Source organism: Limosilactobacillus kribbianus (genome assembly GCF_026413145.1).
Classification (GTDB): Bacteria; Bacillota; Bacilli; order Lactobacillales; family Lactobacillaceae; genus Limosilactobacillus; species Limosilactobacillus kribbianus.
Genome location: NZ_JAOVYZ010000009.1, coordinates 1 through 12,100 on the forward strand (window position 1 = coordinate 1; position 12,100 = coordinate 12,100).

Below are 12,100 nucleotides of genomic sequence, written 5' to 3' on the forward strand. Positions count from 1 at the left end.
CTATTTAATTTTAAAAAGCAACGCTGTTTAAAGCAAAGAGTGAGCCTTCATTCACACAAATTGTGTAAATAAAGGCTCACTCTTTTGGTATCCCAAATGTCAATAGCTTAACTTAATGACATTTGAAAGAACTCGCTTGCGAGTTCGTCTTCCCACCCCCGCGAGGCTGGCTAGGCGTCCTGGGCGTTGATTTATCAACGTTCAGGATCCAGCCAGCTACCGCGCTGCAGCATTTATAAGCTATATAACAGCAAAGAGGCTAGGTTAATTCCCAGCCTCTTAGAAAATTCAATTATTTAGCGTCTTCAACACCGGTACCATCGTAGCAGCGTTCCAGGAGTTCCTTCAGCTGACTAACGAGTGGTTCAACCGGGTTGGTCGTCGTACATTGGTCCTCGTAGGCGAGAACGGCCAGGTCGTCGACGACCTTGTTGAACTTCTCCCGGCTAACCCCGTTGTCCTTCAGGCTTAACTTAACACCGCACTGGTGAGCAACCTCAATGAACTTTTGGGCGTAGGCTTCTGCCAGTTCTTCATCGGAGTTGCCTTGCAGGCCAATAAACCGTGCCAGGTCGGCGTAGTCCTTGGTAGCGTGGAAAGTTTCATAGTGTGGCCAAAGGGCGAGCTTTTGTGGCCGCTTGGCATTGAAGCGGATTACCTGTGGCATAGCGATCGCGATCAGCAGACCGTGCGGCAGACCGAAGGCACCACCCATCTTGTGGGCCAGGGAGTGGGTGATTCCAAGGAAGGCCTGACCGAACGCCATCCCGGCCATCGTGGAGAAGTCGTGCATCTTCCGGCGGGCCAGCTTGTCACCGTCAACTGACTTCGGCAGGTATTCCATCGCGCCCTTAACGGTTTGCAGTGACCAACCACGGGTGTAGTCGGTTGCCATGACGGAAACGTAGGATTCAGTGGCGTGGCAGATGACGTCTAAACCCGTGTAGGCCGTGGTCTTGGGTGGAACGGTTTCCACGAACTGGGAGTCAACGATGGCGATGTTTGGCGTCAGTGCGTAGTCGGCCAGTGGGTACTTCACGTGGGTCTTGGAGTCGGTGATGACCGCGAACGGGGTCACTTCGGAACCAGTCCCGGAAGTAGTTGGAATCCCGATCAGCTGGGACTTCACTGGCTTCTTGATCTGGTAAGCACGCTTCCGGATATCAAGGTACTTCTGCATTACACCGTACCAGGAAGTTTCTGGGTGCTCATAGAACATCCACATTGCCTTGGCGGCGTCCATTGGTGAACCACCACCGAGGGCGATGATGGTGTCCGGCTTGAAGTCGTTCATCATTGCGACACCCTTTTCAACGGTGTTCGTTGATGGGTCTTCTTCAACGTCATCGAAGACCAGGTAGGCCGTCCGGTTTTGACGGAGCCGCAGTTGGTCGATCACCCGTTGAACGTAACCACGCTTGCTCATCCCCGGGCCGGTAACGATGAAGGCCCGTTCAATGTTTGGGATATCCCGCAATTCTTTTAGCGAGTTCCGTTGAAAGTATACTTTTGGGGGAATCTTGACCCACTGACGATTTTCCCGCCGTTTCGCGATCACCTTGATGTTTAAGAGATCCCAGTCGGTCACGTTGTGAGAAACAGAGTTACCACCGTAGGAACCGGTTCCCAGGGTCAGGGATGGGGTCATGTTGTTGTAGATGTTACCAATCCCACCGATGCCGGATGGGGAGTTGACGATGATCCGGGAAGCACGCATTTCCAGACCGTACTTGGTGATCAGGTCGTCGTCTAAGGTGTGGATAGCGGCCGTGTGACCTTCACCACCGTAGTGCAGGAGTGCCCGGCAGATGTCAAAGGCGTTCTCACGGGAGCTTGCCCGGTACATGGTCAGCACTGGGGACAGCTTTTCAGCGGAAAGTGGGTACTTGTCACCAACCCCGTCGTATTCGGCGATCAGGACCTTGGTGTTGGCTGGAACGTTCTTCAGACCACACATTTCGGCAATGGCATTGGCGGAACGGCCGGCGATTGGTCCGCGAACCTGATGGCGTTCAGGATCGATGAAGCCGTCGGTAAAGGTCTTGATTTCATTTGGCTTGATGAAGTAGCAGTTCCACTTCTTGAATTCTTCCTTGACTTGGTCGTAGATTTCGTCATCAACAACGACGGAGTTTTCGGAAGCACAGATCATTCCGTTATCGAAGGTCTTGGATAAAACAATGTCGTAGATGGAACGAGCAATGTTAGCGGACTTTTCGATGTAGGCCGGGCCGTTACCAGGACCAACCCCTAATGCCGGGTTACCAGAACTGTAGGCGGCCTTAACCATGGCTGGACCACCAGTTGCCAGGATGGTTGCGGTGTTCGGGTTTTGGATCAGGGCCGTCGTCGCTTCGATGCTGCATTGCGGAATCCATTGAATCATGTTCTTCGGTGCACCGGCTTTTTCAGCGGCTTCCTGAAGGATCTTTGCAGTCTTGATAGAGGACTGGAGAGCCTGTGGGTGGAAGGAGAAGATGATTGTGTTCCGCGTCTTAGCGGAGATGATTGACTTGAAGATCGTCGTGGAGGTTGGGTTGGTAACGGGAACGATTCCGGCGATTACCCCCAGCGGGTCGGCGATGGTGACGGTTTGGTCTTCGTCGTTGTCTTCAATGATGCCGACGGTCTTGTCGTGGCGAATGTTGTTCCAGATGTATTCACTGGCGTAGATGTTCTTGATAGCCTTGTCTTCGGCGATCCCACGACCAGTTTCCTTAGCGGCATCCACGGCCAGGTCCATGTGGTGTTCTTCGGCAGCCAGGGCCATCGCTTGACAGATGTTGTCAACTTGTTCTTGTGAATAGTAACGCAATTTTTCAAAGGCGGCCAGACTCTTTTGCATCAGGTCGTCAATCATTGTTTGAGCTTGTTGTTGCTTACTTTCTTTTGCTTCAGTAGTTTGCTTTTTTGCTGTCGCCATAACAAAGTGCTCCTTTAAGTCAATATAGTTTGTTACGCTTTGAACATGGTCCATAATAATATAGGCCATTTAGAAAAGCAAGGGTCTTGTTATTCATTGAGCAATGGTTGAATTGATGTATTCGCTTACAACATTATTGGGATAATGCTTGCGCGCACGGGAAAAATATTGGTATAAATTTTGGATGCTTGAACTGCATAAAATTCAGTTCATACAGTTATTGAACAATAATTCACATTAAGGCCAAAAGAAAACCCGTGCTGCCAATTGAATGGTTACACGGGTCTGTTGAATTAATCACGTGAATTCTTGTCCTTACCGGCATTCGGATCCTTGATATTGTAATCATCGTCGCTCATCGCTTCGACGGCCCCAAGCCGGTAGCCGTTCCCCACCTGACTGAAGAAGTCGTGGTTAGAGGTCGAAGTCGAGATCCCGTTCATGACCACTGGATTGACGTCGGCGGCGGTGTCCGGGAAGAGTGGGTCCTGACCGAGGTTCATCAGGGCCTTGTTGGCATTGTAACGAATGAAGGTCAAAACGTTGCTGGTCCAACCGATTTGGTCATACAGCAGGTGGGTGTAGTCTTCCTCATTGCTGTAAAGGTCGTAGAGGAAGTTGTACATCCAGTCCTTCATGTCCTGTTGCTGCTTTTCGGTCCGTTGCCGGAGACCAACTTGGAATTTGTAACCGATGTAGGTGCCGTGAACGGATTCGTCCCGCAGGATCAGTTTGATGATCTCGGCGACGTTGTTCAATTTATTATGGCCCAGGTAGTAGAGCGGGGTATAGAAGCCGGAGTAGAAGAGGAAGGTTTCCAAGAAGACGTTTACCACCTTTTTCTTCAGCGGGTCCTCGTTTGGGTCGCGGTACATGTTGGCAATGCGGACGGCCTTGTTTTGAAGGTACTCCTCGGAGTCGGACCACTTAAAGATTTCCTCGATTTCGTCAGGAGTGTTCAGGGTTGAGAAAATAGTGGAGTAACTCTTAGCGTGGACGGATTCCATGAACTGAATGTTGTTTAAGACGGCGGTTTCGTGCTTGGTCTTGACGTCCTGTTTTAAGGCGGTCATTCCAGCCTCGGATTGAACCGTATCCAGGAGGGTCAGGCCCCCGAAGACGTGACCGACCGTCCAACGATGATCATCATCGAGCTGGCGCCAGTCGTCAAGGTCGTTAGAGACGGGAATTCGGGTGTCAAGCCAGAACTGTTCGGTCAACTTTTCCCAGGTAGCCTTGTCGATCATGTCCGAGACCTCGTTCCAGTTGATGGCTTCGTAGCTTTTTAGTGGCTTAAATTCTTGGTCAAACTTCATTTTGTGCTCCTTTAAATTGTAAACGAACGAATTGCTCTACCTAGTTTAGCAAGTGCGCACCGGCAAATCAAATCACACAGCTCTCGCATTGGTTGGCGCCGATCTCATCCTGATCGTCAGTGAAGGTCCGGACGTAGTAAATCGACTTGATGCCCTTTTGGTAGGCATAGTGCCGCAGAATGTTGAGATCCCGGGTGGTCATCTTGTCGGTCCGGCCGTCCTTCCATTCGTAGAGACCGGCCGGGATGGTGGAACGCATGAAAATCGTCAGTGACATTGACTGATCGACGTGCTGCTGGGCCGCCGCGTAGGTGTCAATGACCCGCCGCATGTCAATATCGTAGGCGGACTTGTAGTACGGCAGGGTGTCATTGGAAAGGTACGGGGCCGGGTAGTAGATCTTACCGATCATTTTTTCCTGTCGTTCCTCAATCCGGTTGACGATTGGCGTGATGCTAGCCGTGGAATCGTTAATGTAGGCCGTGGAACCATTCGGGGCAACGGCCATCCGGTAGGCGTTGTAGAGGCCGTCTCTCATGACCTGGTCACGAAGCTTCTTCCAGTCTGCGATCCCGGGAATAAAGATCCCGTCAAAAAGCTCCTTGACGACGTCGGATTGGGGACCCCAGTCACGTTCAACGTACTTGGTGAAGTACGAACCATCGGCATAGGCGCTCTTGTCAAAGTCGTAGAAGGTCGCCTGACGTTCACGGGCAAGCTCGTTGGAAGCCACCAGTGACCAGTAGTTGAGAAGCATGAAGTAGACGCCGGTGAATTCAATGGCGACTGGACTACCATATTGAATATGGTGCTTAGCCAGGTAGCCGTGCAGACCCATGGCACCTAGTCCGATCGAGTGGTAGAGCGTGTTGCCGTGTTCAATCGTTGGCACAACCTCAATATGTTCGGCGTCACTGATCCGGGTGAGGCCGCGGACCATCGCCCGGATGCTCTTACCGAAGTCGGGACTCTCCATCATATTGGCAATGTTGGTTGAACCCAGGTTACAGGAGACATCGGAGCCTAGCGTGGTGTAGGTTTGGTCATCGTTGACCCGGGAAAGGATCTGCACCTGGGCAATTTCGGAGCAGAGATTGCTGCTGACGACCTTGCCATCGATCGGGTTGGCCCGGTTGACCATATCAATGTTGATAATGTAAGGATAGCCGGACTCTTGCTGGAGCTTACTGATCTCATCTTCGAGGTCGCGGGCATTGACCTTCTTTTTATGGATCTCATCGTTGGCAACCATTTTGTCATACTCCGCCGTGATGTCGACGTAGGAAAATGGCTTACCGTAGACCCGTTCAACGTCGTAAGGACTGAAGAGATACATGTCCTCATTTTTCTCAACTAATTCATAGAACTTGTCGGGAACCGTGATCCCCAGTGAGAGGGTCTTCAGCCGGACCTTTTCGTCAGCATTTTCCTTCTTGGCCCCTAAGAATTCAATGATGTCGGGGTGGAAAACACTCAGATAGACCACGCCGGCACCCTGCCGCTGGCCCAATTGGTTGGAGTAAGAGAAGCTGTCTTCTAAGAGCTTCATCACCGGGACGACCCCGCTGGCCGCACCCTTGATCTTCTTGATGGGGGCACCAGATTCCCGCAAGTTGGACAGGTTAATTCCGACCCCACCGCCGATCTTGGAGAGCTGCAGGGCGGAGTTGATCGTTCGTCCGATCGTGTTCATGTCGTCAGTGGTCTGAATGACGAAGCAGGAGACGAATTCACCGCGCCGCTTCCGGCCGACGTTTAAGAAGGTCGGAGTAGCCGGCTGGTAGCGCTGGTGGACGATCTCATCGGCCAAATCCATGGCCAGCTCTTCGTTGCCGTTAGCCAGGTAAAGGGCATTCATTGCGACCCGATCAATGTAGTTTTCCAAGTAGTATTCCTTGTCATTGGTGCGCAGGGCATACTGAGCGTAGAATTTGTAGGCTGCCATGAAGGAATGAAAGTGGAAATCCTGGTCCCGGAGATAGGCGTAGAGCTTTTCGATAAAGACCGGGCTGTATTGGTCCACGAAGCCGCGTTCGATGTAGTCATTGTCTTCTAGCCAGGCGAAACGTTCTTTTAATGAGGAAAAACGTTTCGTGTTGGGTTCGACGTTCTCCTTGAGAAAATCGGCCAGGGCTTCCTGGTCCTTTTCAAGCTGAATCTGGCCGTTGCGGGGGATGTTGACCTCGTTGTTGAGGTCAAAGTACTTTACCTTTGTCAGATCAATATCGGATAATGCCATCTTGCTTAACTCACTTTCTTTGATTTTGGGCAATAAAGAAGGGAGTGGGACAGAACTCGCAAGCGAGTTCGTTTTCCCACCCCCGCGAGGCTGGCTAGGCGTCCTGGACGTTGATTTATCAACGCCCAGGATCCAGCCAGCTACCGCGCTGCAGCAGTTATGATTATAAAAATAGTAAAGAGGCTGAGTTAATTCTCAACCTCTAGATAAGTAACGTCTCTTAGGCTAATTGCTGAAGACGGTCTGGACGGAAGCCAGAGAATGCGCTGCCGTTGGGCAACTTAACGACCGGAGTAGCCATGAACCCCTCGGCCTTCAGTTGGGAAACGTACTCTGGCTGTTCGTCAATGTTGTGTTCAATGAAATCAATCTGGTGCTGCTTGAGGAACTTCTTCGTCATCTTGCATTGAATGCAGTCGTTCTTGGAAAAAACAGTTACCATTTCGCTCGCTCCTTATTTTTGCTTAGTGATGTTATCTAGTATAGCGAGAAATAGGGAAAAAGCAATCAAAAAACTACCGCATCTTGTGACTTGCTTTTAGTGAAACACGACATGTGGTAGTAACGACGGGCGACAAAAATCGTGAAACATTTTCTGGCAATTTAATCACTAGATAAGAGCTGCTAAATAATCTACACTAGAAGGGGTAAACAGTCTTTTAATGGAGAAAAAGTTATGGAAGAGGAAAAAATTCATCGGCACTACATGCGTGCGGCGATCCGGGAGGCTAAGCAGGCGGAAATCTTAAACGAGGTTCCGATTGGGGCAGTCGTGGTCCATGATGGCCAGATCATTGGCCGCGGTCACAATATGCGGGAGAAATTTCAAGACGCAACCTACCATGCCGAAATGCTGGCGATCATGGAGGCCTGCACGACGCTGGGCAGCTGGCGCTTGGAGGATTGCGACCTGTACGTGACCCTGGAGCCTTGCATTATGTGCAGCGGTGCGATCATTAATGCCCGAATCAAGAACGTCTATTACGGGGCCGCCGATCCAAAGGCGGGGGCGGTTGACAGTCTCTATCATCTCTTGAACGACTCACGCTTAAACCACCAGGTCAATGTTTACCGTGGACTTTTGGAAGACGAGTGTAGCCAAATGCTGAAGGACTTCTTCCGGGCCATTCGCAAGAAACGCAAGGCGGCCCGAAAAAAACGTCGGGCAAAGGACTAGCAATTCTCAGCAAAGTAGTGTACTATAATATTTGCCGTAAGGCCTTAGAGCAAGGTTGCACTTACGAACCGTGTCAGGTCCGGAAGGAAGCAGCACTAAGTATGAAGCAGCTTGTGCTCTAAGTTTGAGAGATTATCAGTGAGGTTCGTGATAAGTGTATTCTTATCGCGGGCCTCTTTAATTTTATGGTAAGATTAAATTTAACTATTTCAAACCAGATCGATCCCCATTGGGAAGGAAAACTTGTATAATATTGAAAGTAGTTTGATTTTAAGAAAGGAAGGTTAGCGTGAGTTACCAGGCACTATACCGGGTTTGGCGTCCCCAGCGTTTCGACGAGCTTGTCGGCCAACAGATTGTGACCCAAACGTTGAAAAACGCCATTATCACCCACCAGATCAGCCATGCCTACCTCTTCGCCGGACCACGGGGTACCGGGAAGACCTCGGCGGCCAAGATTTTTGCCAAGGCGGTCAACTGCCACCATTCTGAGGACGGCGAACCCTGCAACAAGTGTGAGATCTGCAAGGCGATCACCAACGGGCAGCTCAACGACGTGATCGAAATTGATGCGGCCTCCAACAACGGGGTCGAGGAGATCCGGGACATTCGCGACAAGGCCAAGTACGCGCCAACCCAGGCCGACTACAAGGTCTATATCATCGACGAAGTGCACATGCTGTCGACGGGGGCTTTCAACGCTCTGTTGAAGACCCTGGAAGAACCACCGGCCAACGTGATCTTTATCCTGGCGACGACGGAGCCGCACAAGATCCCCTTGACGATTATCTCCCGGGTTCAGCGCTTCGACTTCCGGCGGATCTCCGCTCAAGACGCCTTTGACCGGATGAAGTACATCCTGGACCAAAAGAAGGTGGACTACGAGGAGAAGGCTCTCTGGGTGATTGCTAACGCCGCCGAGGGGGGAATGCGGGACGCCCTGAGCATTCTCGATCAGGTGCTGTCCTTTAGTGACAATCAGGTTAAGCTCGACGATGCCTTGCTGGTGACCGGCAGCGTGACTAAACAGCTGCTGAAGAAGTACTTCTTGGAGGTGGCTCAGCAGCAGAGCGCCGCGGCCCTGGACACCATGCAAAAGATCCTCGGCGAGGGAAAGGACGGCCAGCGCTTCATTGAAGACCTGATCGCCTTCATTCGCGACGTTCTGCTCTACCAGGAATCGCCGAAACTGATCGTGGTTGCCAGCACTGGTCTCAAGGATGAGGACTTTCAGGAGCTGAGCAAGGCGGTTGACGCGACGACCCTCTACCAGATGATCGATGAACTGAACGATATCCAAGAGGAGATGCGCTTCACCACTCATCCCGACGTTTACCTGGAGGTCCTGACGGTCAAGCTTTGCCAGATCAGGGCGCCAAAGCAGGTCTCGGCGACATCGTCAGCCCCTCAAGCACCAGTAGCTCAGGGACAGGCGGCCCAGTCTAATTTGGCGGCCAACCAGGTGATCCAGCAGCTTCAACAAGAAGTCCAGCAGCTCCAGCAGACGGTCAAGAACCTTGCTGCTAATCCGTGGGCGCAGAATAGCGCCAAGCCAAGCAAGCCCCGGGTCCAGCAGCGGAATGTGCAGGTAAACCTGAACCAGGTTTATCCAGTCTTGGGTGCTGCCACGCGGAAGGACCTGGTGAACATCCAAAATCTTTGGGGCGATATGCTCAATCATTTGACGGTTCCCCAGCGTTCGCTCCTTCACGTTTCGAAGCCGGTGGCGGCCAGTGGCAGCGGAGTGATCGTTGCCTTTGACTACGCCTTCCTCTTTAAGGAAGCAACGACCGACGAAAACTTAACGACAGCGATGGAGCAGGCCTTACAAAGCCTGATGGGCACGGAACACCGGGTGGTCTTCGTGCCGAAGAATAAGTGGCCGCAGATTCGCCAGACCTATATCAAGGAACACGGCCTGGACAAGCGGCCCGCCCGGCAAAAGGCCACCGTTAAACCGACCTCAGCGTCGGCGGTACCACAAGCGCAGCCACGACAGGCTGAGTCGACTGCGCTGCCCAATCCGACTTCGGCTGCTGCTAAGACGGTAACCGCACCGCCGCAGCCGACGCCAGCACCGTCATCGGCGGCACCACTGCCGGAAGAACCACCGCTTCCTGATGAGCCCCCGGCTCTGGAAGACGACGCGGCCCCTCAGGAAGGCGATGACGCTGGCAGCCAGACCACGGATCCAGTTGCCGCCGCTAAGCAATTGTTTGGCGATGACATTGTGAAAATTGAAGATAATTAAAATAGTAAAGGATGATTGAATTATGATGCGCGGAATGAACATGCAACAGATGATGAAGCAGGCCAAGGCCATGCAAAAGAAAATGATGGCCGAACACGAGGAACTGACTAAGCAGGAGTTTGTCGGCAAGGCTCCCGACGACATGGTAACGGCAACCTTCACCGGTGACAACAAGCTGGTCGACCTCAAGATCAACAAGGAAGCCGTTGATCCCGACGATATCGACATGCTCCAAGACCTGGTCGTTGCTGCAATTAATGACGGCATTAGCAAGGTCAACGACGCGACGCAAAAGTCCCTGGGCAAGTACACCCGTGGGATGGGGATGTAATCCATGCAGTACCCGGAACCACTTGCCAAGCTGATTGAGAGCTACACCAAACTCCCGGGAATCGGCCAGAAGACGGCGACTCGGCTGGCCTTTTACACATTGGGCATGGAAGATGATGACGTGACCAACTTCGCCAAGTCACTTCTTTCCGCTAAACGGGACCTGCATCCCTGCAGCGTTTGTGGTAACATCACCGAGGACGATCCCTGTCCGATCTGCAAGGACAAGACCCGTGATCGTTCCAAGATCCTGGTGGTGGAACAATCCCAGGACATCATGGCGATGGAGCGGATGCACGAGTACCATGGCCTCTACCATGTCTTAGAGGGCGTGATCTCGCCCGTTGCTGGAACCGGCCCGGAAGACATCAACATCACCAGCCTGCTGAAGCGCCTGAAGGCTAACGATGAGGTCAAGGAGGTCATCATTGCCACCAATGCCTCTGCGGACGGGGAGCTGACGGCCGGCTACTTAGCCAAGCTAATCAAGCCGGCGGGAATCAAAGTCACTCGCCTGGCCCACGGACTTTCGGTCGGGGCCGACATTGATTATGCCGATGAGATGACGCTCTTTAAGGCGGTTCAAGGACGAACGGAGATGTAAGCATGCTATTTAAGCATCCAAAACACGAAATTGAAAAGCAACGCAACCAGCACCTCCTGAACACGATCTACGCGGTCAAAGGCAGCTGGGACCATGCCAAGGAAACGGAGCGGGCGGTCTACGAGGCCAACGTCAGCTCGGAGCTCAGCGATCGGGCCCACATGCAGGAGCAGAAGTACCTTTACTTGTACCGCCTGGCGCGCAAGTACCACGTGCACGGCCAGCTCAACCAGGGCGTGATTGGTCATTAGAAGGGATGAAGACCATGAAAGGAAAGTTTATTTCTTTTGAAGGATCCGACGGTGCCGGAAAGACTAGCGTCCTGCGGGCAATCCGGGCCGATTTGGAAAAGCAGTTGGGAGCTGCAGCGGTCATGTACACCCGGGAGCCGGGTGGTGACCACATTTCGGAACAGATTCGCCAGATCCTGATGGACAGCAAGAACACCGCCATGGATGCCCGCACCGAGGCACTGCTCTTTGCGGCGGCCCGGCGCCAGCACGTGGTCGCTGACCTTAAGCCAGCTCTGGCGGCGGGGAAGGTGATCCTGTGCGACCGCTACGTCGATAGTTCGATTGCCTACCAGGGGGCGGCCCGCCACCTCGGTGAGCAGGAGGTCTGGCAGATCAATCAGTTCGCCATCGACGGATTGATGCCGGAATTGACGATCTATCTGGACATCCCGACCGAACTGGGCTTAAAGCGGATCGCCACCCACCGGACGGATGAAGTTAATCGTTTGGATAAGGAACAGCTAGATTTCTATCACGCTGTTCGCCATTCCTACCTGCGCTTGGCAGAGAAAGAGCCAGCGCGGATCAAGACAATTGACGCCAGCCAATCCCTTGACCAGGTGATTGCTGACGTCAAGGCTGCCATGCACGCCAAGTTTACCGATCTATTTGCCAATGAATTCTAAGAGGTGATTACCATGAAGATGCTCGTCGTGATTGTCCAGTCCAAAGACAGCAACCGCCTGCGCAAGGCGCTGACTGCCGCGCACATTCAGATGACCCAGCTTTCCACGACCGGGGGCTTTTTGCGCGAGGGCAACGCCACCTTCCTGATTGGGATTGAAGATGACCGGGTTCAGGATGTCCTGGACGTGATCAAAAAGAACGCCAAGTCGCGCGAACAGTACATCACGTCACAGATGCACGATGTCGAAGGCGGCTCGGCCCTTCCAGTCAACGTCAAGGTCGGGGGTGCCACGGTGTTCGTCCTGCCGGTTGATCAGTTTATCAAATTTTAAGTGAGGGA

At 52.6% G+C, this 12,100-nt stretch carries 11 protein-coding genes and 1 other RNA gene; 8 read left to right on the plus strand and 4 right to left on the minus strand.

The window, feature by feature from the left end; translation table 11 throughout:
• Window positions 1-292 precede the first annotated feature (292 nt).
• The 4 genes from adhE to nrdH form a co-directional block, all read right to left on the minus strand.
• Window positions 293-2,923: a bifunctional acetaldehyde-CoA/alcohol dehydrogenase gene (gene adhE / locus OCT58_RS03415; protein WP_267201449.1), complete on the minus strand. Its 2,631-nt coding sequence runs from the start codon at window positions 2,921-2,923 to the stop codon at window positions 293-295.
• Window positions 2,924-3,216: 293 nt separating this feature from the next.
• The gene (gene nrdF, locus OCT58_RS03420; RefSeq protein ID WP_267201450.1) at window positions 3,217-4,239 is read right to left on the minus strand and encodes a class 1b ribonucleoside-diphosphate reductase subunit beta; all 1,023 of its coding nucleotides are present in this window, start codon (window positions 4,237-4,239) and stop codon (window positions 3,217-3,219) included.
• Between the two features lie 67 nt (window positions 4,240-4,306).
• Window positions 4,307-6,478 carry a class 1b ribonucleoside-diphosphate reductase subunit alpha gene (gene nrdE, locus OCT58_RS03425; RefSeq protein ID WP_267201451.1) on the minus strand — a complete coding sequence of 724 codons (2,172 nt, stop codon included), beginning with the start codon at window positions 6,476-6,478 and terminating at the stop codon, window positions 4,307-4,309.
• Window positions 6,479-6,698: 220 nt separating this feature from the next.
• Window positions 6,699-6,920 (minus strand): glutaredoxin-like protein NrdH, encoded by a 222-nt coding sequence (gene nrdH / locus OCT58_RS03430; protein ID WP_267201452.1) that lies wholly within the window; start codon window positions 6,918-6,920, stop codon window positions 6,699-6,701.
• A gap of 234 nt (window positions 6,921-7,154) precedes the next feature.
• Here nrdH and tadA point away from each other — a divergent pair, with 234 nt between their 5' ends.
• From tadA to darA, 8 genes are all read left to right on the plus strand, one after another.
• On the plus strand, window positions 7,155-7,655 hold the full coding sequence (tadA, locus tag OCT58_RS03435; protein WP_267201453.1) for a tRNA adenosine(34) deaminase TadA: 501 nt from the start codon (window positions 7,155-7,157) through the stop codon (window positions 7,653-7,655).
• 41 nt (window positions 7,656-7,696) lie between these two features.
• Window positions 7,697-7,783: signal recognition particle sRNA small type (ffs, locus tag OCT58_RS03440), an RNA gene on the plus strand.
• A 161-nt stretch (window positions 7,784-7,944) separates the two neighbouring features.
• Entirely contained in the window at window positions 7,945-9,906 is a 1,962-nt protein-coding gene (dnaX, locus tag OCT58_RS03445; RefSeq protein WP_267201454.1) for a DNA polymerase III subunit gamma/tau, read from the plus strand.
• Window positions 9,907-9,928: 22 nt separating this feature from the next.
• On the plus strand, window positions 9,929-10,237 hold the full coding sequence (locus tag OCT58_RS03450; protein WP_267201455.1) for a YbaB/EbfC family nucleoid-associated protein: 309 nt from the start codon (window positions 9,929-9,931) through the stop codon (window positions 10,235-10,237).
• A gap of 3 nt (window positions 10,238-10,240) precedes the next feature.
• Window positions 10,241-10,840, plus strand: a complete 600-nt coding sequence (gene recR, locus OCT58_RS03455; protein WP_267201456.1) for a recombination mediator RecR — start codon at window positions 10,241-10,243, stop codon at window positions 10,838-10,840.
• A 2-nt stretch (window positions 10,841-10,842) separates the two neighbouring features.
• Window positions 10,843-11,091: a YaaL family protein gene (locus tag OCT58_RS03460; RefSeq protein ID WP_267201457.1), complete on the plus strand. Its 249-nt coding sequence runs from the start codon at window positions 10,843-10,845 to the stop codon at window positions 11,089-11,091.
• A 14-nt stretch (window positions 11,092-11,105) separates the two neighbouring features.
• The gene (gene tmk, locus OCT58_RS03465) at window positions 11,106-11,759 is read left to right on the plus strand and encodes a dTMP kinase (protein ID WP_267201458.1); all 654 of its coding nucleotides are present in this window, start codon (window positions 11,106-11,108) and stop codon (window positions 11,757-11,759) included.
• A gap of 12 nt (window positions 11,760-11,771) precedes the next feature.
• Window positions 11,772-12,092, plus strand: coding sequence for a cyclic di-AMP receptor DarA (gene darA / locus OCT58_RS03470; RefSeq protein ID WP_267201459.1), 321 nt, complete (start codon window positions 11,772-11,774; stop codon window positions 12,090-12,092).
• The last annotated feature ends 8 nt before the right edge of the window (window positions 12,093-12,100 follow it).